Origin of the sequence: Kribbella sp. CA-247076 (assembly GCF_050942445.1) — a bacterium.
In the GTDB taxonomy this organism is placed as follows: Bacteria; Actinomycetota; Actinomycetes; order Propionibacteriales; family Kribbellaceae; genus Kribbella.
Genome location: NZ_CP192051.1, coordinates 366,232 through 384,871, shown reverse-complemented (window position 1 = coordinate 384,871; position 18,640 = coordinate 366,232). Strand labels below are relative to the sequence as shown.

Annotated in this window: 22 protein-coding genes and 1 tRNA gene; 8 read left to right on the top strand and 15 right to left on the bottom strand. The window is 70.3% G+C overall.

What is annotated here, in order from left to right:
- Positions 1-12: 12 nt before the first annotated feature.
- From ACQPYZ_RS01915 to ACQPYZ_RS01905, 3 genes are all read right to left on the bottom strand, one after another.
- Positions 13-1,491: a PH domain-containing protein gene (locus tag ACQPYZ_RS01915; RefSeq protein ID WP_433164590.1), complete on the bottom strand. Its 1,479-nt coding sequence runs from the start codon at positions 1,489-1,491 to the stop codon at positions 13-15.
- On the bottom strand, positions 1,488-1,982 hold the full coding sequence (locus ACQPYZ_RS01910; protein ID WP_433164586.1) for a PH domain-containing protein: 495 nt from the start codon (positions 1,980-1,982) through the stop codon (positions 1,488-1,490). The genes ACQPYZ_RS01915 and ACQPYZ_RS01910 overlap by 4 nt, the downstream gene beginning before the upstream one ends.
- A 98-nt stretch (positions 1,983-2,080) precedes the next feature.
- Complete coding sequence (locus tag ACQPYZ_RS01905; RefSeq protein WP_433164584.1) at positions 2,081-2,785, bottom strand: L,D-transpeptidase family protein; 705 nt, start codon at positions 2,783-2,785, stop codon at positions 2,081-2,083.
- A gap of 157 nt (positions 2,786-2,942) precedes the next feature.
- Between ACQPYZ_RS01905 and ACQPYZ_RS01900 the strand changes: the two genes are divergently transcribed.
- Together ACQPYZ_RS01900 and ACQPYZ_RS01895 are read left to right on the top strand one after the other, a co-directional pair.
- Positions 2,943-3,236 (top strand): type II toxin-antitoxin system VapB family antitoxin, encoded by a 294-nt coding sequence (locus tag ACQPYZ_RS01900; protein WP_132149481.1) that lies wholly within the window; start codon positions 2,943-2,945, stop codon positions 3,234-3,236.
- 29 nt (positions 3,237-3,265) lie between these two features.
- Complete coding sequence (locus ACQPYZ_RS01895; protein WP_433164582.1) at positions 3,266-3,829, top strand: LytR C-terminal domain-containing protein; 564 nt, start codon at positions 3,266-3,268, stop codon at positions 3,827-3,829.
- A gap of 3 nt (positions 3,830-3,832) precedes the next feature.
- Here the strand turns inward: ACQPYZ_RS01895 and ACQPYZ_RS01890 are convergent, their stop codons facing one another.
- The 5 genes from ACQPYZ_RS01890 to ACQPYZ_RS01870 all read right to left on the bottom strand — a co-directional run bounded on the left by ACQPYZ_RS01890 (position 3,833) and on the right by ACQPYZ_RS01870 (position 6,902).
- A complete protein-coding gene (locus tag ACQPYZ_RS01890; protein ID WP_433164580.1) occupies positions 3,833-5,344 on the bottom strand; it encodes a potassium/proton antiporter in 1,512 nt (503 codons plus the stop codon).
- Between the two features lie 195 nt (positions 5,345-5,539).
- A tRNA-Ser gene (locus ACQPYZ_RS01885) sits at positions 5,540-5,630 on the bottom strand.
- 13 nt (positions 5,631-5,643) lie between these two features.
- Positions 5,644-6,072 (bottom strand): nucleoside deaminase, encoded by a 429-nt coding sequence (locus ACQPYZ_RS01880; protein WP_433169601.1) that lies wholly within the window; start codon positions 6,070-6,072, stop codon positions 5,644-5,646.
- A gap of 31 nt (positions 6,073-6,103) precedes the next feature.
- Positions 6,104-6,577 carry a tRNA adenosine deaminase-associated protein gene (locus ACQPYZ_RS01875; protein ID WP_433164578.1) on the bottom strand — a complete coding sequence of 158 codons (474 nt, stop codon included), beginning with the start codon at positions 6,575-6,577 and terminating at the stop codon, positions 6,104-6,106.
- Between the two features lie 163 nt (positions 6,578-6,740).
- Positions 6,741-6,902 carry a hypothetical protein gene (locus ACQPYZ_RS01870; protein ID WP_165949207.1) on the bottom strand — a complete coding sequence of 54 codons (162 nt, stop codon included), beginning with the start codon at positions 6,900-6,902 and terminating at the stop codon, positions 6,741-6,743.
- A gap of 104 nt (positions 6,903-7,006) precedes the next feature.
- On the opposite strand from ACQPYZ_RS01870, the gene upp reads away from it, so the two are divergent.
- On the top strand, positions 7,007-7,648 hold the full coding sequence (gene upp, locus ACQPYZ_RS01865) for a uracil phosphoribosyltransferase (protein WP_433164576.1): 642 nt from the start codon (positions 7,007-7,009) through the stop codon (positions 7,646-7,648).
- Positions 7,649-7,694: 46 nt separating this feature from the next.
- Here upp and ACQPYZ_RS01860 read toward each other — a convergent pair whose 3' ends face one another.
- Together ACQPYZ_RS01860 and ACQPYZ_RS01855 are read right to left on the bottom strand one after the other, a co-directional pair.
- On the bottom strand, positions 7,695-8,621 hold the full coding sequence (locus ACQPYZ_RS01860) for a 1,4-dihydroxy-2-naphthoyl-CoA synthase (RefSeq protein WP_433164574.1): 927 nt from the start codon (positions 8,619-8,621) through the stop codon (positions 7,695-7,697).
- Between the two features lie 3 nt (positions 8,622-8,624).
- The gene (locus tag ACQPYZ_RS01855) at positions 8,625-9,638 is read right to left on the bottom strand and encodes a LacI family DNA-binding transcriptional regulator (RefSeq protein ID WP_433164572.1); all 1,014 of its coding nucleotides are present in this window, start codon (positions 9,636-9,638) and stop codon (positions 8,625-8,627) included.
- 145 nt (positions 9,639-9,783) lie between these two features.
- Between ACQPYZ_RS01855 and ACQPYZ_RS01850 the strand changes: the two genes are divergently transcribed.
- Positions 9,784-11,772, top strand: a complete 1,989-nt coding sequence (locus ACQPYZ_RS01850) for a Xaa-Pro dipeptidyl-peptidase (protein WP_433164571.1) — start codon at positions 9,784-9,786, stop codon at positions 11,770-11,772.
- A gap of 223 nt (positions 11,773-11,995) precedes the next feature.
- Here ACQPYZ_RS01850 and ACQPYZ_RS01845 read toward each other — a convergent pair whose 3' ends face one another.
- The gene (locus ACQPYZ_RS01845; RefSeq protein WP_433164569.1) at positions 11,996-12,925 is read right to left on the bottom strand and encodes a helix-turn-helix domain-containing protein; all 930 of its coding nucleotides are present in this window, start codon (positions 12,923-12,925) and stop codon (positions 11,996-11,998) included.
- Positions 12,926-12,953: 28 nt separating this feature from the next.
- A complete protein-coding gene (locus ACQPYZ_RS01840; protein WP_433164567.1) occupies positions 12,954-13,661 on the bottom strand; it encodes a DUF899 family protein in 708 nt (235 codons plus the stop codon).
- Between the two features lie 113 nt (positions 13,662-13,774).
- On the opposite strand from ACQPYZ_RS01840, the gene ACQPYZ_RS01835 reads away from it, so the two are divergent.
- Positions 13,775-13,972 (top strand): sigma factor, encoded by a 198-nt coding sequence (locus ACQPYZ_RS01835; protein WP_433164565.1) that lies wholly within the window; start codon positions 13,775-13,777, stop codon positions 13,970-13,972.
- 8 nt (positions 13,973-13,980) lie between these two features.
- Positions 13,981-14,682, top strand: coding sequence for a sigma factor-like helix-turn-helix DNA-binding protein (locus ACQPYZ_RS01830; protein WP_433164563.1), 702 nt, complete (start codon positions 13,981-13,983; stop codon positions 14,680-14,682).
- A 1-nt stretch (position 14,683) separates the two neighbouring features.
- Here ACQPYZ_RS01830 and ACQPYZ_RS01825 read toward each other — a convergent pair whose 3' ends face one another.
- Positions 14,684-15,601 carry a helix-turn-helix domain-containing protein gene (locus tag ACQPYZ_RS01825; RefSeq protein ID WP_433164562.1) on the bottom strand — a complete coding sequence of 306 codons (918 nt, stop codon included), beginning with the start codon at positions 15,599-15,601 and terminating at the stop codon, positions 14,684-14,686.
- 60 nt (positions 15,602-15,661) lie between these two features.
- The gene (locus ACQPYZ_RS01820; protein WP_433164560.1) at positions 15,662-16,102 is read right to left on the bottom strand and encodes a VOC family protein; all 441 of its coding nucleotides are present in this window, start codon (positions 16,100-16,102) and stop codon (positions 15,662-15,664) included.
- Between the two features lie 211 nt (positions 16,103-16,313).
- Between ACQPYZ_RS01820 and ACQPYZ_RS01815 the strand changes: the two genes are divergently transcribed.
- Together ACQPYZ_RS01815 and ACQPYZ_RS01810 are read left to right on the top strand one after the other, a co-directional pair.
- Positions 16,314-16,643, top strand: a complete 330-nt coding sequence (locus tag ACQPYZ_RS01815) for a PadR family transcriptional regulator (RefSeq protein ID WP_433164559.1) — start codon at positions 16,314-16,316, stop codon at positions 16,641-16,643.
- Positions 16,640-17,863 carry an HAAS signaling domain-containing protein gene (locus ACQPYZ_RS01810; protein ID WP_433164557.1) on the top strand — a complete coding sequence of 408 codons (1,224 nt, stop codon included), beginning with the start codon at positions 16,640-16,642 and terminating at the stop codon, positions 17,861-17,863. Before ACQPYZ_RS01815 ends, ACQPYZ_RS01810 begins: the two co-directional genes overlap by 4 nt.
- 58 nt (positions 17,864-17,921) lie before the next feature.
- Here ACQPYZ_RS01810 and ACQPYZ_RS01805 read toward each other — a convergent pair whose 3' ends face one another.
- Positions 17,922-18,638 carry a GNAT family N-acetyltransferase gene (locus ACQPYZ_RS01805; RefSeq protein ID WP_433164555.1) on the bottom strand — a complete coding sequence of 239 codons (717 nt, stop codon included), beginning with the start codon at positions 18,636-18,638 and terminating at the stop codon, positions 17,922-17,924.
- Positions 18,639-18,640 lie beyond the last annotated feature (2 nt).

Here is an 18,640-nt window from a genome sequence, read left to right as displayed (position 1 = left end):
CCGCTGCGCATGCTAGCGGCGGTCGAGGAAGGGCTCCAGCAGCCCCGGTACGGCGTCGAGCGCGAAGTCCAGGCCTTCGTCGGCGTCGGCGTCCCGTGCCGAGTACACCCCGCCCCCGGCCGCGGTGACCGCGCCGAAGGTCGCCAGCCCGGCCCGCCGCTGGAACACGGTCTGCCGGATCCGCCAGCCGATCACCCCGTCCCGCTGCAGCGCCGCCGTCGACCGGCGTACCGATCCCGACCGGGTGACCAGGTACTTCCCGGTGATTCCGTGGCCCAGCGCCCGGTACGAGTCACGCGCCAGCAGGACCGCCACCGGCAGCACGATCACGGCCAGGATCCCCGCCAACTGCAGCAGTACGTCGGTCAGCCACCACCCCAGCCCGGCCAGAACCAGGACCGGCACCAGCGCGGTAGCCAGCGAGATCCGCAGCCGTCGGCCCAGCGCCGCTCGCGGATGCGGGGTCAGTCGAGCCGCCGCGGTCGGCGAGACCTCTTCCCGCAGTACGTCGGCCGCGACCCGGTCGGCCACCGATTTCGGCGCCGCAGGCAACAACGTCTTGTGGTCGGTCTTCTCGTTCTCCTTCTGCTTCACCAGCCCGGTGGCGACCGCGTCCACCCGGGCGGCGCCGGCCAGCCGGACACCGAGCGGTTCGACCACGTCGACCCCGCGCAGCCGGCGTTCCTCGATCGAGATCGACCGGGTGGTGAGCAAACCGCGCCGGACCCGCAGGGTGCCGGGCTCGCGGTCCAGCCGGTAGTTCCACCACATCTCGACGAACAGCCCGAGCGAGCCGATCACCCCGACCACACCGAGGATCGCGAGCAGTACAAGGATCGCCGCCAGCAGCGGGAACCCGGCGAACAGGTCCCGTACCCAGTCGACCACTTCCTCCTGCAGCGTGAACCACTCGGCCACCTGCATCACCGCACCGCCTGCGGCCAGGCCGAGCGCGGGCGCCAGGAACGAGAGCGGCGCGTACCGGATCCACACCGGGTCCAGAACCGCGAGCGACCCGTCGGACTCACCCTGGACTCCACGCAGGAGCTCCAACCGCAGCCGCTCGCCCTCCGCACGAGTGACCGGGCTGAGCGTCAGCGTGCCCTCACCGGCGTCCGTGTGCTCACCGGTGCCGATCTTGACCGCGACGAGTCCGAACACCCGCAGCAGAGGGTTGGCGGTCAGGTCGACGCTGCGGATGCGTGCCCGCGCCAGCGAGCGCCGCTGCAGCACGAGCAGTCCGGTGTGCAGTTCGGCCCGCTCGGCCCCAATTCGGTACTGCGTACGCCGCCAGCGCACGTACTCGAGCACGGCCGCCGCTGCTACCAAGAGCACGCCGGCCGGAACGACCCACGCCAGCGCAACCGCGAGCGACGTACCGGAGGCGATTCCGACGGCTGTCGGCACGCCGGCGCTGATGGCCAGGCCGGCGCCGAGGAGGGCGGCGACGCCGACCGCCCGGACGTCGAGGCGCTGCCAGACGTCGCTCATGTCGCGTCGCCCGGGGTCGCCTGGGTGGTCCGGGTGAGCTGCTCGGCCAGGTCCGCAGCGACCTCGTGGTCGAGACCGCGGATCTTCAGCGCTCCCTTGGCGGACGCGGTCGTGACGACCACAGTCGACAACCCGAAGGGCTGTTCCACCGGCCCGCGGAGGGTGTCGACGGTCTGGATCCGTGACATCGGCGCGATCCGCCACTCCTGCCAGAAGTACCCGGCGCGGACGTAGACCGCCTCGTCGGTGACCTCCCACCGGTGCACGTCGTACCAGTACGACGGCAGGAAGGTCAGGTACGGCAGGCCGAGCACAGCGATCACGACGGCCGGTGCGAGCAGCCAGAGCCGGGCCGGCGGGATCAGCAGGCCCAACAGGACCAGGACCAGCACCGGTGGCCCGAAGACGAGGGCCGCGTTCACCCGCCAGACGGCGACGACGCGGCGGTCCAGTGCGTTCGTAGGCGGCCGCAGCCGCACGGAGCCCGACATGATTCCCCAGAGGTCGACGACAGGTTCGTGCTGCCGAGCCTAGGGCTGCCGGGCGCCGTACGGCGTCCGCCGGACGACGGACCGTGGAGGTCCCCCGATCAGCGCATCACGACGACGCGGACCGACTTCGCCGCGAACGACCAGATGCTCGCCGACATCGACGCCGACACCCGGATGCAACCGTGCGAGGACTTGTAGTTCGTGCCGAGCAGGTAGTCGGCGTGGATCTGCCGTCCGTTCGACTTGTACGTCGGGACCTGGTGGAACCCGATCCCGCACGGCGCGAACCGGACGAAGTTGTTCAGGTAGAGCCGCCCGCCGTCGGTGTTCTTCCGGATCCGGGCCGCCCGGCCGCACTTCGCGCCGCTGGTGTACGTCCCGGCCCGCAGGTAGCGCGGGTTGTCGATGATCCCGCCCTGGCGCACGACCTTGCCGCGGGCATCGATCAGCCAGACCCAGTTCTGCGACTGGCTGATGACGATCCGGCGGCCGCTCCCGGACCGGGACGGCACCGCCCGGACGTCACACCGCTTCGCCGTCCGGGCCATCAGCCGGGTGTACGTCGTACCCGTCGGAGAACCGTTCTGCGTGAGCCGGTTGGCGGACTGGAAGCGGACCGTGGCGGCCTTGGTCATCGTGCCGATCCTGCCGTCGACCGGTCCGGCGCCGCAGCCCAGCCGGTTCAGCCTGGTCTGGGCGGCTTTCGCCTGGGTGACCGTGATCGCGTCGGCCGGCAGCGCCGTACCGGCGGCGACCAGCGTGATCGTGCCGGCCGCGACGCCGAGTTTGGAAAGAATTCGCATGCGGTTAACCCCCTCAGTCGTGGCCGCGCGGGCGCGCCCACCTGTCCCTGTCCCCTCTGACGTCGATCCTGCCCAAAAGGTTGTATCCCCACTCCGTAGTGTTCCGGTGACATTCATGACCTCTCACAAGACCTGTCACCCCGCTAGACTTTGCGAGGTGATCTTCAAGCGCGTCGGGGAGGAACGCCCCTACCCGGACCACGGGCTCAAGCCGAAGGACTGGTCGTCGCTGCCGCCACGGCAGGTGCGGCTGGACGAGCTCGTCACGACCAAGGGCACTCTCGACCTGAACGCGCTGCTCGACGAGGACTCCACCTTCTACGGCGACCTGTTCGCCCACGTGGTCGAGTGGAAGGGCGAGATGTTCCTCGAGGACGGGTTGCACCGGGCGCTCCGGGCCGCGCTGCAACAGCGTTCCGTACTCCACGCCAGGGTTCTGGTCGTGGACTGACCATGGCCGCTCACGGGGGGGTAGAGCCGATGACCGCGATTCATCCGCAGCCGAGGCCGCACTCGCGGATCCACTGGCGTACGCCGATCACGATGGTCATCCTGCTCGGCCTCCTCGTCGGCGGCGCCTGGTGGGGCTGGAACTCGCTGATCAACAGCAGCGCCGAGCCGACCTGTGTCGAGCAGAAGCTGCCGAACAACCGCCTGGTGCCCAAGCAGGTGGTGGTGAACGTCTACAACGGCGGTGCCAAGGCGGGGACGGCGGCCGCGGTCGCCGAGGTGCTGAAGAAGCGCGGCTTCCACGTGGCCAAGATCGCGAACGAGCCGAAGGGCGACAAGATCGACGTCGTCTCGGTCCGCGGCGCGGCCGACAACTCGCCCGAGCTGCTGCTCGTGGCCGGCCAGCTCCGACAGAAGGCGCTGATCGAGGGTGACGGCCGGACCGACCACACCGTCGACCTGGTCGTCGGCCGCGGCTACACCACGCTCAAGCCGAAGGGCCTGGCCTCGGTCACCGTCCCGTCGGACTCTACCGTCTGCCTGCCGGTCATCCACACCCCCCAGCCGATCCCCTCCGGCCAGAACCCGAACTGACCCTCAGCGCTGCTCGCGGCCGCGTTCGCCGAACCAGCCGGCCAGCCGGCCGGCCCGGGAGACCGCCCGCAACCGGCGGACGGCCTGATCGCGCACCGGGGTCGGCGCGACCACGAGCAGCGCGTCGCCCGCCCGCAGTACCGTCCGCAGGTCCGGCACGAACGCCCGATCGCCGCGGATGACCAGCGACACCGAGACTCCGGCGGGCAGCCGCAGCTCGCCGATCTCCACACCCGCCAGCCGGGACTCACTGGGCACGTGCACCTGCAGCATGTCCGCCCCGAGCGACTCCAGCGGCGCCACGTCGATGTCCACCTCGTACGACGCGTTCTCGTCCAGCACCTTGAGCCGCCGCGCCAGCCAGGGCAGCGACGGACCCTGGAGCAGCGTGAACAACAGCACCAGCACGAACACCACGTCGAACACTCGGTCCGCGTGCGGCACCCCGTTCGCCAGCGGAATGGTCGCCAGGACGATCGGCACCGCACCGCGGAGCCCCGCCCAGGAGATGAAGGCCTGCTCGTTCCAGGGCAGCCGGAACGGCGCCGCCGACAGCGCGACCGCGGCGAACCGGCCGACCACCGTCACCGCGATCCCGATCACCAGGGCGACCACGACGTCGTTCCACCCGATCCGGCCGGGCGACGCGAGCAGGCCGAGCATCACGAACAGCCCGATCTGCGCCAGCCACGCGATCCCGTCCACGAACGACCGGGTGGCCAGCCGGTGCGGCAACTCGGCCCGCCCGAGGACCAGCGACGTCACGTAGACGGCCGCGAACCCGGACACATGGAGGAGTACGGCGCCGCCGGCGTACGAGATGATCGCCAGCGACAGCACGGCCAGTGGGTACAGACCGGCCGAGCCGAGCGCGACCCGGCGGATCAGGCCGACGCTGATCCAGCCGATCAGGAACCCGAACAGGGCGCCGACGACCAGCTCGTAGAGGACCAGGCCGCTGAAGTACAGGACGCCCTTCTCGCCCACCTCGCCGGTGCTGACCAGGGTGACGAGGAGCACGGTCGGTGCGTCGTTCAGGCCGGACTCGGCCTCCAGCGCTCCCCGCAACCGCGGCCGGATCGGGACCCGGCGCAGTACGGAGAAGACGGCGGCCGCGTCGGTCGGCGAGGTGACGGCGCCGAGGAGGACCGCGGTCTGCCAGTCCAGGCCGAGGCCGTAGTGCGCCACGCAGGCCACCACGGCGACGCTCACCGTGACCCCGAGGGACGCCAGGACCACGCCCAGCGGCATCACCGGGCGTACTTCGTTCCACCGGGTGGTCAGACCGCCCTCGGTGAGAATCACCACCAGCGCGGCGAACCCGAGCGCGTGCGCCAGTTGCGCGTCCTCGAACTGGATCCCGCCGGGGCCGGACTCACCGAGCAGCAGGCCCATCAGCAGGTAGATGAGCAGCGACGGAAGCCCGAGCCGCCCGGTCAGCCGGATCGCGACGATCGCGACCAGCAGCACCGCCGCCCCGGCCAGCAGAATCCGGTCCAGCTCCGCAACGTCCACGTGGGGCCCTCTCCCGCATCAGGTCCCGAGAGACGAAAACCCTGACGCATCACACAGCATCAGGGTCTCCGGTCCTACTCCGCCCCAGTGGACGGTTGGCGGTGGCGGAGGGAACCGTCGCAGGCTCCTCCCAAATCCCACAGCACTTGATATGCGTTGAATGATCCCACACTCCGTGCGGGACCACCCAACGCATGGCGGTGGCGGAGGGATTTGAACCCTCGGACGGGGGTTGCCCGTCACGCGCTTTCGAGGCGCGCTCCTTCGGCCGCTCGGACACGCCACCGCCGAGGACACTATCAAGGTCTGTGCCCGATGAAGAAATCGCGCAGCCGGGCGCCCGCCTCGTCGGCCAGCACCCCGCCGACCACCTCGGGCCGGTGGTTCAGCCGGCGGTCCCGGACCACGTCCCACAGCGACCCGACGGCGCCCGCCTTCTCGTCGTACGCCGCGAAGATCAGCCGGTCCAGCCGGGACAGCACGATCGCGCCCGCGCACATCGTGCACGGCTCGAGCGTGACCACGAGGGTGCAGCCGGTCAGCCGCCACTCGCCGACGTGCCGCGCCGCCTCCCGGATCGCCACCACCTCGGCGTGCGCGGTCGGGTCCCCGGTGGTCTCGCGCTCGTTGTGGCCGCGGCCGATCACCTCGCCGTCCGCGTCCACCACGATCGCCCCGATCGGTACGTCGGGCAGCGCCAGCTCGCCCTCCGCGAGCGCGAGCGTCATCAGCCGGGCCCACTCGCGCCGGATCGCCGGGCTAACCAAGAGCTTCGATCGCCTCATGGAACTGGTTGCCGAAGCCCAGCGTCTCCGCGATCTCCTCGAGCATCTCCTCCGGGTAGAGGTCGACGTCGTCGCAGAGCGCGCCCAGGTCCATCGCGCTCATCCCCAGGTCGGCGATGATGGCGAGGTCGCCGGCCGGGACCTGCTCGTCGTCGTCATCGGCCAGCGGGATGTCCAGCTCGTCGACGACCTGCCGGGCCAGCGGCCACTCGGTCGCCGCGGTGACGTCGGAGATCAGCAGCCGGACCCGGCCGCCGATCATCCGGACCAGGATGAAGAAGTCTTCGTCGACCGAGATCATCCCGAGCACCCCGGCCTCGCCCGGGTAGCGCCGGAGCGCGGACACCAGGGCGGACAGGTCCGGCTCACCGCGCAGGACCAGCGGGGTGACCGTCCAGACCCCGTCCTCGGTGTACGCCGCAACCGCGAAGTCGAGATCGGTCGTCATCGGCCCTGCTGTGGCATCGGACACCGGTTCATCGTCGCAGAGAAGCGCCCCGCACGGGAGCTTTTCCGGTTTCGACGCGGTATCGGTCCGCTGAACGCCACCTTCTGCACGACCTGAGTACGCCGGGCCGCCGGACGTGCTCAGGTCGAGCACAAAGTGCGACTTAGTGGTGGTACGTCGCCCGGCGCATGGCCTCGCGGAGCTGGCGGACCCGGGCGCGGCGGGGCGCGATCCGGTCGCGGAGGGCGCGGGCCTCCTCGAGCTCGCGCAGGAAGGCTGCGCGCCGACGGAGGCGGTCGAGCTGTTCGGGCGACTTCTCCGTCATCGGCGTACTCCTGTGGGGCGAGCAGGGCAACCTCTGGCGCAGTTCCCAGTCTGGCAGCGGGCGCGCTTCCCCGCCGCGAATCGCCGACGGTAGCGTTCGCGCTTATGCAGATCCTCGTCGTGGACCACCCGCTCGTCGCCCACAAGCTCACCGCGCTGCGGGACGAGCGCACGGACTCACCCACCTTCCGGCGGCTGACCGAGGAGCTCGTCACGCTGCTCGCCTACGAGGCGACCCGGGACGTCCGGACCGGGCCGGCCACCGTCCAGACCCCGGTCGCCGCGGCCCAGGGCGTCAAGCTGACCGCGCCGAAGCCGCTCGTCGTCCCGATCCTGCGGGCCGGGCTCGGCATGCTCGAGGGCATGAGCCGGCTGCTGCCGACCGCGGAGGTCGGTTTCCTCGGCATGATCCGGAACGAGGAGACGCTGACCGCGTCGACGTACGCCGAACGGCTGCCGGAGGACCTGTCCGGACGCCAGTGCTACGTACTCGACCCGATGCTGGCGACCGGCGGCACGCTGGCCGCGGCGATCCAGTTCCTGGTGGACCGCGGCGCCGACCACATCACCGCGATCTGCCTGCTCGCCGCCCCCGAAGGCGTGGAGCGCGTCGAGCGCGAGCTCACCAACCTGCACGTCCCCTGCAACCTGGTGATCGCCGGCATGGACTCCCACCTGAACGACAAGGGCTACATCGTCCCCGGCCTCGGCGACGCCGGCGACCGCCTCTACGGCGTCGCCCAGTAGCTCAAGTTCGGGCAGCCGATGCCCCGGGCAACTACGTCCGGCCCGCCTAGAAGGCGTATGGGAAGGGTGACCAGTCGGCGGGGCGCTTCTCCAGGAAGGAGTCGCGGCCTTCGGCGGCCTCGTCGGTGGCGTAGGCGAGGCGGGTGGCCTCGCCGGCGAACAACTGCTGGCCGACGAGGCCGTCGTCGATCAGGTTGAAGGCGTACTTGAGCATCCGCTGGGCGGTCGGCGACTTCGCGCAGATCTTCCGGCCCCACTCCAGCGCGGTCGCCTCGAGCTCGGCGTGCGGGACGACCTTGTTGACCATCCCCATCCGGTACGCGTCCTCGGCGGAGTACTCGTCGCCGAGGAAGAAGATCTCCCGGGCGAACTTCTGCCCGACCTGCCGGGCCAGGTACGCCGACCCGAAGCCACCGTCGAACGACGCCACGTCCGCGTCGGTCTGCTTGAACCGCGCGTGCTCCGCGGACGCCAGCGTCAGGTCGGCGACCACGTGCAGGCTGTGCCCACCGCCGGCGGCCCAGCCCGGGACGACGCAGATGACGACCTTCGACATGAACCGGATCAGCCGCTGTACTTCGAGGATGTGCAGCCGGCCGGCCTTCGCCGGGTCGATGGTCTCGGCCGTCGTCCCCTCGGCGTACTTGTAACCGTCCTTGCCGCGGATCCGCTGGTCACCACCCGAGCAGAACGCCCAGCCGCCGTCCCGCGGCGACGGCCCGTTGCCGGTCAGCAGCACGCAGCCGACGTCGGTCGACATCCGCGCGTGGTCGAGCACGCGGTACAGCTCGTCCACGGTGTGCGGCCGGAACGCGTTGCGTACCTCGGGGCGGTTGAACGCGATCCGCACCACGCCGGCGTCGACCGCCCGGTGGTAGGTGATGTCGGTCAGGTCGAACCCGTCCACCTGCTTCCAGGCCGACGGGTCGAAGATCTCGGAGACGTGCGCGGCATCGGTCACGCAGCCGAGCATATTTCAGCGGTGGGCGGTGCTTTCCCGCAGGACGACCTCGGCCTTGAAGGTCTCGGTGGTCGCCTCGCCACCCTTGATCGCGAGCTCGAGCGCCCGCCGGCCCATCTGCTCCAGCGGCAGCCGGACCGTCGTCAGCCCCGGCCACACGTCCCGCAGGGTGGCGATGTCGTCGAACCCGGCGACCCCCAGCTCCCGCGGTACGTCGACCCCGCGAGCCCGCAGCGCGGACATCGCGCCGACCGCCATCACGTCGTTCACCGCGAACACGCAGTCCACGTCGGACTTGCGGTCCAGGAGGGACTCGGCGGCGGCGTACCCACCGTCGCGGGTGAACTCGCCGGACTCCACCGCGACCGGTTGCAGACCGGCCTCCGCGAGCCCCTCGACGAAACCGTCCCGGCGGTCCCGCGCCGTCGCCAGCGTGTCCGGACCGCCCAGTACAGCGAACCTCCGCCAACCCAACCCGGCCAGCGAACGGGCCAGCTCGGCCGCACCGGCACGGTTGTCCGGCTCGATCGTGTGCGCCGGCATCCCGGACTGGCTGACCAGCGCCAGGCCGGCGCCGGAGTTCAGGAAGGTCTCGACCTCGGTCGCCGTCCGGGCCAGGCTCTCGGGATCGGTCCGGCGGCTCCCGATCATCACCGCGGCCCGGGCGCGCTGCGCACGCAGGGAAGAGAGGTAGGCGATCTCACGATCGGCGTCACGGAACGTGCTGGCCATCATCACCAGCAGGTTGCGCTCGTCGGCGGCCCGCATGACGCCGTTGGCGATCGCCGCGAAGTACGGGTCCTCGATGTCGTGCACCAGGATGCCGACCACGTTGGTCGACGACTTGGCCAGCGCCTGCGCCTGCGCGTTCGGCGTGTACCCGAGCTCGTCCGCGGCGGCTTTGACCCGTTCCTGCAGCTCGGGACGGGGAACCCGGTCCCCACCGTTGAGCACGCGGGAAGCGGTCGCGACCGACACACCCGCGCGCTGTGCCACGTCCAGCAATGTCACCGGCGCTCGCAGATTCACTGGCCTACCCTTCCGTACGCTCCCCCTGGGTGGTGGCGGTCACCTTATCGGAACCAGTCCATCATCACGCTCCGTGCGGGGGAAGTGGCTGCCATTCTCGGCAGAACCTGGCTTTAGGCCTCCCGAGTGACTAGCCTTCCCAGCCATGACGACCGTCCGCGCCAGGGTGACGATCCTGGTCTCGTCCTCCGTGCTCAGCCTGGGAACCGTCACCGGTACCGCCTCGGCTGTCGGGTTGCCGGACGACCCCCGGCCGCCGGTCTCCGCATCGGGTGCGTCCGGGCCGGCCGCCTCCCCGCAGGCCGCCGGCGCCCAGGCCGGGCGGCCCGCGACCCCGCCGTACGTCGACCCCGCGACGAAGAGCACGCAGCCGATCTACGACTATGCCGACGCGCTCCGCGAGTCCGTGTACGTCGACACCGACCTGGACACCGACGCCGACGGTACGAACGACGTCGTCGCGGTCGACATCGTCCGGCCCCGCGAGACCGATCTGACCGGCCTGCGCATCCCGGTGATCATGGACGCCTCGCCGTACTACTCGTGCTGCGGCCGCGGCAACGAGAGCGAGAAGAAGACGTACGACGAGAACGGCGTCATCCAGAAGATGCCGTTGTTCTACGACAACTACTTCGTCCCGCGCGGGTACGCCGTCGTCGGCGTCGACATCGTCGGCACCGGCCGGTCGACCGGCTGCGGTGACGTCGGCGGCAAGGACGAGATCGACTCCGTCGTCGCCGTGATCGACTGGCTGAACGGCCGCAACACCGCGCACACCGCCGACGGCCACCGGGTCGACGCGTCCTGGTCCAGCGGCGCGGTCGGCATGATCGGCAAGTCGTACGACGGCACGCTGGCCAACGGGGTCGCCGCGACCGGTGTCAAGGGCCTGAAGACGATCGTCCCGATCTCCGCGATCTCGTCCTGGTACGACTACACCCGCTCGGGCGGCGTGCCGTACTCCGACGACTACATGCCCTGGCTCGGCGGGTACGTCGGCCACGACACGCCCGCGTGCGACGCCGTACGCGCGGACCTCGGCGACAACGACGACGACGAGACCGGTGACTACACCGCCTTCTGGGCCGAGCGGGACTACGTGAAGACCGCGTCGAAGCTCAAGGCGTCCGTCTTCATCACGCACGGGCTGAGCGACTACAACGTCCAGACCAACCACTTCTCGCAGTGGTGGGCCGCACTCGCCAAGAACAAGGTGCCGCGCAAGCTCTGGCTTGGTCTCGAGGACCACGTGGATCCGTTCGAGTTCCGTCGGGACGCGTGGGTCGACGAGCTGCACGACTGGTTCGACTACTGGCTGCAGGGCCTGCAGAACGGCGTCATGAAGGAGCCGATGGCGTCGATCGAGACGGCCCCCGACGTCTGGCGCGACTACAAGACCTGGCCGGCCGTCAACCGCTCCGTCCCGGTGCCGCTGTCCGCCGGCAAACTAGGTGCCTTGGGCAAGGGAACCGTCACGATCACGGACGACCCGGAGCTCACCGAGGACGATATCGTCGACACCCCGTCCGAGGTGATCGCCGGCCGGCAGATGTTCCTGTCCGCGCCGCTGCCGGTGCCGATCCGGATCAGCGGAACGCCTTCGGTGACACTCAAGATCAAGGCCGACGCGACGACCACGCCGGTGACCGCCCGGCTGATCGAGTACGGCGCCGCCCAGCGGTACTCCGGCATCCGCCGTACCGACGACTCCACCTGCGAAGGCGAGAGCGTCGAGTACGACGACGCCTGCTACTACACGGTCGAGAAGCTCACCGCGCAGACCGACCACGGCATCGTCAGCCGCGGCTGGATCGACGCCGCCCACAGCACCTCGTTGAGCAAGCCGAAACCGCTCACCCCCGGCAAGTGGTCCACCGTCACCGTCCCGCTCCGCGCCCAGGACCAGGTCATCCCCAAGGGCCGCGTCCTCGGCCTCGCCGTCACCTTGAGCGACACCGAGTGGACCTCCCCCAACGACACCGGCGCCACCATCGACATCGATCTCGCCGGCAGCAAACTCAACCTCCCCGTCACCTCCGGCAGAACCCCCACCGCCCCCACCAAGGTGACCCCCATCGACGTAGACATCACCACCCCCACCCAACGCCCCGACCTCCACGACCCCACCAACTAACCCCAACTGACGTGGCCCCACGCGCCGCTACGCGTGCTCCAAGGTCGCCCGCTACGCCGCCGCTCCCACCCACCCCAAGTCGCGCGCTACCGCGCTTCATCAACCGCACCGTCCTGGCACCCACCCGCCCCCGTCAACACACCGCGGACACGGGGTTCGTGGACCCGCGAAGCCACCTACCTCGGCACATTCCGCTTGCCGAGCTGCCCTGACAGCGGTGCGGTCAGATTGCCCGGAGTGATTCCTCGAAGTCGTGGACGAGGCGCTCGCCTGGGAAAGAGGTGTGCAGTTCTTGCGCGAGTTCGTGGGTGATCATCGAGAGGTGGGGGCGGCTCCGGCGGGCGCCGCGTAGGGCGTCGAGGGCGGTTCCGACGGCTTGTTCGAGGTCGCCTTCTCGGGCGGCGACGAAGGCGAGCGTCAGGCGGCATTCGGAGGTGCGCATCGGGCTGAGGTCGGTGCCGTCGGAGGCTAGGTTGTCTCGGATGACTGTTTGCGCGTAGGTCCGGGCCAAGTCGTTGTCGCCGGCTATGCGGTGGATGTCCATGCTGAGGTAGTCCCACTTCGCGGGGTCGACCTTGAAGTGGTTGTCCGGGCGGTCGGGGTACGGAAGACGCTCCAGCTTGTCGCGACCGGTCTGCAGCAGCTCGCCAAGGCCGGTCGAGCCGAGTCGAGCCTTGGCCTTCGCCTCCTGTGCGATGAGTTGGGCGTGAACGCTCGACGACTGCGCGATCGCCTGTCCGATCTGCGCCGCAGCGACCGCGTCGCGCAAACGTCCCTGGGTCAGCGCGAACCACGCGGTCAGTTCATGAGACCAACCGATGATCTCGTGATGCTCAGCCTCGACGCCGAGCTGCGCGGCCGTCGTACGCGAACCTTCTGCGGCAGCGCGCAACCCGAGGTCGTACTCGACGCAACCAGCCAACAACGCAAGCCAGCCGCCGGCTACCAACAACTCATGATGAGCCCTGAGACCAGTGGGACGCCGTAGCAATTCGACGACCAGCGCGAGCCAGCCGTGAGCGTCCCGCCGAAGGTCGGCGGCGTCCCGGCGGCTGTACTGGCAGCACAGCTTCTCGACAGTCGCCCGCAACAGCTCGAGCGTCCGAGGGGATGCGTCGTGGCGTCGCATCCGCTGGGCGAGCTCGGCGATCATGCACAGAGTGTCCCCCGTTTGCCAGACCTCATCCGCAGCACCGTCCGGGTTCAGGGCGGGTCCATTGGGGGACGGGGCGGTTGTTCTTGGTCCACCAGGTGGCGGTGGGGTGTTGGGGCCAGCCGGGTGGGGAGTTTTGCCAGGCTTCTTGGCGGCCGTAGACGGTGAGGTCGAGGAGGTGGGCCTGGAGCATGATGGTTTCCACGCCGCGGCCGACGGTCTCGTTGGTGAGGTACGTGCGGTCGCCGTGGCGGAGGTAGCAGGCGAGGTTGCCCGGTTCGTCGATAACGCCGTGGCCGACGGCGTCGTCGTCGACGCCGAGCATCGAGTACCACGGCAGGGTGTAGCCCATGAACTCGCGGTACGGCGCGATCTCGTCCCACGGGCCCTCGCAGAAGACCGCGAAGGAGACGCCGCGGTGGTTCAGATAGCTGGCGTCGTGGACGTCGAAGATGCTCGCGGTGCAGCCCTCGCACTGGCCTTCGATCCCCGCGCCGAGGTGCCACATGTGTTTGTAGACAATCAGCTGATCGCGGCCGTCGAAGACGTCCAGGAAGGACACCGGCCCGTCCGGACCGACCAGGGTGGTGCCGGCGTCGACCTCGGTCATCGGCAGCCGGCGCCGTACCGCGGCGATCGCGTCACCCTCCCGGGTGTGGGCCTTCTCCCGGTCGAGGAGGGTACGGCGTTCGCGGGACCAGGTCTCGCGGTCGACGATCGGCGGTTCTGCGGTCATCGCGGTCTCCTTGTGGGCTCGTTCGGTGTTATGAATACCGACGAGCGACCCGGCGGATCGTCATCGCACTTTCTCGCGAGCCGGCGTCCGCGCGACCGGAGAGGAGGACAGGGATGGCGAGTACTGCGGACGAGTCGTGGCTCCGGGACGCGTTCGAGGAGCATCGGCGTCCGTTGCACACGCACTGCTACCGGCTCACCGGGAACGTCGCCGACGCCGACGACCTCGTCCAGGAGACGTTCCTCCGCGGTTGGCGCTCCCGGCGCAGTACGAGGGCCGCGCCTCGCTCAGGACCTGGCTGTACCGGATAGCAACCAACGTGTACCTCGACCACCGCAAGGCCGCGGCCCGGCGGACCGTGCCCGTCGGCGACCCGCTGGAGTGGTCCACCGACCTCGGCCCGTATCCCGACGCCCTGCTCGGCGACGACCCGCCGTCGGACCTGTTGGCCCGGGAGACGGTCGAGCTCGCGCTGATCGCGGCGTTGATGTACCTGCCGCCGCGTCAGCGGGCCGCGTTCGTCCTCCGAGACATCTCCGGCTGGACTCCGGCCGAGATCGCCGACGGCCTCGACCTCGCCGTACCCGCGGTCAACAGCCTGATCCAGCGCGCCCGCAAGACCATCCGCCATTACGCGCCGACCGACTCGCGCGACTGGCGGAGGCCGGCGCTGACCAGCGAGGACGAGGAGGTCCTGCGCCGGTACGCCGCCGCCACCGATCCCGCGAGCTTCCGGGAGCTGCTGGCGGAGAACGTGCGCATCACCATGCCGCCCGATCCGCCGGTGACCGGCCGCGAGGCGGCCGCCGAATTCCTGGGACGGCCGATGGACTGGCGCACGTTCCCCTCCGCCGCGAACGGCCGGCCGGCGCTGATCTGCTACCTGCGCGACCCTGACACCGATCGGTACGTCGCCACGGTCGTCGACGTACTCACGATCGAGAACGGCCGGATCGTGGAGAGCTACGCCTTCGTCGGCGCCCACCACGTCGCCGCCTTCGGCCTGCCGGAGAGCCTCTGAACTACTTGCCTTCGGCTACGAAATGCATCGGGTCGCCGAAGCCGAGGTCGGTGATGCCGGCGGTGAAGAACGCACCGATCAGCAGCGAACGGCGGTGCGCGGCGAAGGTGAGGACGTGGGCGACCATGCCGCCGTACGTGAAGACGCGCGGTGGCCGGCAGGTGGTGTCGACGAACGACTCGTCGAACCGGCCGTCCTCGTTCAGTTGGTTGACCAGAGCAACGAACCGCGCGCCCGCGACAGCGTGCCGGGAGCGCAGCTCCGGGATCGGCGTCACCACCTCACGGCCGCACTCAGGGACCTGGAACGGGCGTTCCTCGACCGATGCCAGCCACATCTCCTCCTGCCAGACCAGGCGATCCAGCAGGTACCGGATCGAGATGTCGTCGTCGATCCCCTCCACCGAGAGCTCGATCGGCCGGTCGAGCGCCGCCGCGTCCAGGCGGGCACCGCGTTCGATCAACTCACCGGTCAGCCAGACGTGATGCTCGACCATCCTGACCAGGACATCCATGCCTCTCACCTCTTCCCTGGCCGGCAGGCGCAGACCCGCCGGCGGCTGGAAATGAACCCCGCTCGGAGCCGGCAGGAAGAACACCCGCGATGGCTCCCGCCGCCATTCCCGCGGCGACATCCCGTACGCGCGGACGAACGCCCGCGTGAACGCCTCGTGCGACCCGTACCCCGCCTCGACCGCGACGTCCAGCACCGTCAGCCCTCCGGCCAGCAGCCGGTACGCCGCACGCTCGAGCAGCACGCGCCGGCGGAACGCGTACGGCGACTCGCCGGCCGCCGCCCCGATCACCCGGTCGAGGTGGAATCGCGACAGATGTACCCGTCCCGCCAGGTCGACCCCGTTCACCGGCCCGTCGAGCCCCGAGGCCACCGCCCCCACGAACTCCTCGAACACATCCGCCATACCCCCACTCTGCCCCCGCCGGCCGGCCGATACTTGATCGAAATTGCTGACCCCGGCCGGTCAGGCGAGTTCCTCGGCCAGGGCGATGACGACGCCCTCGGGACCGCGGAGGTAGCAGAGGCGGTAGTTGTCGCCGACCTGCGCGACCTCGCCGACCAGCTCGGCGCCGTGGGTGCGCAGGCGGGTGACGGTGTCGTCGAGGTCGTCGACAGCGAACATGATGCGCCGGAGGCCGAGCGTGTTCGCCGGAGCGTCTTCCGGTACGCCGCTGATGGCCGCCGGCCGGTTGTACTTCGCCAGCTCGATCCGCCCGTGGCCGTCGGGCGTCCTCATCATCGCGACGTCGATGCTCTGCTCCTCGAACCCGACCACCCGGGCCGCCCAGGCTTCCTCGAGCAGCGCCTTCCCTTCCAGCTCCATCCCGAGCTCCTCGAGGAACGCGATCATGCCCTCGAGGTCGTCGACGATGATCTCGACGTTGTCCATCCGCCGTAGCGCCATCCCACGTCTCCTTCTGTTCGAGTGGCCGGTTCCGGCCCTGATGTACCAAGGACGAACCCGGCCGCGCCGTCTCGACACCCGGAAACTGCCGACTTTCTCCGCTCAGGGTGACTGTGTTGCGCAGTACTCCGCTTTGTGTAGTAGTGTGGTCGGCAGAGCACCGGGAGGGTGGTCTGAGGGGTCCGGCCTCCCGGTGCACCGAGGAGGGGTTGTGGACACGAGCCAGTTGCTCAAGGGTGTGCTGGATCTCGCGGTGCTCGCGGTGCTGCGGGACGGTGACGGCTACGGGTACGACGTACTGCGCCGGCTGCGGCAGGCCGGGCTCGAGGACGTGGCGGACGCGTCGGTGTACGGGACGTTGCGGCGGCTGTTCCAGGCCGGCGCGCTGACGTCGTACGTGCAGCCGAGCGAGGAAGGGCCGCACCGCAAGTACTACGGGCTGAACAAGACGGGCCGTGACCTGCTCGCCGAGTCCACCAAGACCTGGAACCACTTCGCCGACACGATGTCGGTGCTGCTGCTGGAGAAGGAGGCCGCGTGAACAGCACCCTGACCGGAGCGGTCGCGAGCTACCTGGCCCAGGTCCGGGCCGAGTTGAGCGACCTGCCGCCGGGTGAGCTGGAGGACGTGCTCGACGACGTCAGCGGTCACCTCACCGAGGTGGCGGCCGAGTTCGAGGCGGAGCCCACCGCCGCGGCGCTGCAGGAGCGGCTCGGCACCCCGCGGGAGTACGCCGCCGAGCTGCGGACCGCGGCCGGCTACCCACCGCGGACGCAGCCGGTCGCCGATCGCGACGCCGCCCGCAAGGCGCTCCGCCGGGGTCTGCTCGCGGCCACCGCCGGGCCGTTCCTCGTTGCCGTCGGCATCTTCTCCTGGTCGAGCGACGAAACGCTGTTCTTCGGCCTCCTGGGCCTCGGCGTGCTGTTCGCCGCGGCGTACCTCGGGGTCCGCGCCCTGGGCGACAACGACCCGCGGATCGTGCTGGAGACGCCGCGCGGCCGGCGTGCCGCGGAGGCGATCCGCGGCTTGGTCGAGCAGATCCCGCCGAACGTCCGCAGCGAGCTGGTGACCATCGGCCAGCCGGTGTGGTGGGTCGCGCGCGGCGCGATCGGCGGTGGCGGGTTCTTCGCGCTCTTCGGCGCCGGCGCGGTCGCGGTCGTCGGCGCGCTCGCCGGTGCCGCGGTGTCGATCTGGATCGGCCGCCGGACCCAGCAGGACCGGCGCTGGCTCTGGTACGTCGTACCGCTCAACGTCGTCGCGGCGATCGCGGTCCCGGCGTTCCTCTCGGCGGCGTACATGGGGGCGTCCTTCGGCTTCCTGAACGACTACCGCGGCTCCGGCACCACCAACTACGTCCCGGACGGTCTCTTCCTGAACGGTACGCCGGTGTCGAACATCTACCCGTTCGATGCCCAGGGCAAGCAGGTCACCGTGCGGCTGTACGACCAGGAGGGCACCCCGATCGCGCTGCGGCCGGAGGACTGCGAGGCGACCTACGGCCGGGTCGACCACGACACGGCCAGCAACATCTTCCCGCACCGCGTCATCACGCCGGACGAGAACGGCAGCTACGGCGAGGAGGGCAACTGTCAGGACACCGACGCCGCCCCCTTCGTCCCACCTCCAGCCCCAGCCACGCCGATCCCGACTCCGTCAGCCGGCCGGACACCCACGCCCGGCACCCCGACGCCCACCCCACCCACCTCGGCGACCACCACCCCGCGCCCCGGCGTCACCCTGACCGTCCAGCCCACCCGCTGACCGAACCAGCCCACCCGCTGACCGAACCAGCCGACGCGCTGACCGAATCAGCCGCGAGCTACACGTGAGCCGCGGCGACCGGACGGTAGCTGTATCCCAGGCGCGAGTAGAGCGCGATCGCGGTGGCGTTGTCGCGGTCGACCATCAGGCCGACGCGTCCGTGCCGCTTCATCAGCTCGGAGGTGACGAAGCCGCACACCTGCGCCGACAACCCCTTGCCGCGGGCAACAGGTCGGGTCGCGACGCCGGCCAGGAAGCCGAGCTCCGGCGCGCTCCAGGCATCCGCGGCGACGCTCAGCAACTCGCCACCGTCCCCGGTCACCGCGGCCCATCGCCGTACGCCGGAACGCCCGGGCCACGCGTACGACGAAGGCGCCGCCTCGGCGAGGAGCGCCTCGACTCCGGTATCACCGTCGAGCCAGCGGGCCGTCGTCGTCACGACCGGTAGCGAGGCCGTGTCCATCCATCCGAACGCGGCCGAGAACGACAGCCCCGGCACGCGATCGGCGAGGTCGCGGATCAGCTGCTCGTCGCCGAACGGCCGGAAGCTCGTGCCGACCTCGGCGTACACCTCGACCGCCAGCCGCGCGACCGCATCCGCCGGCCCGGCGACCGCGAGCCGGTCCCGCTTGGAGAGCTCGGGCGACGCGACGGCGACCGCGTCACCGTCGTACCAGGCGCGCACCCCCGGGCGGAGACCCTGCCCGGCCCAGCTGATGATCGGATCGCCCGCACTCACCGTCGCCAACTCGGCCGTCGTCAGAATCTCGCGCACAC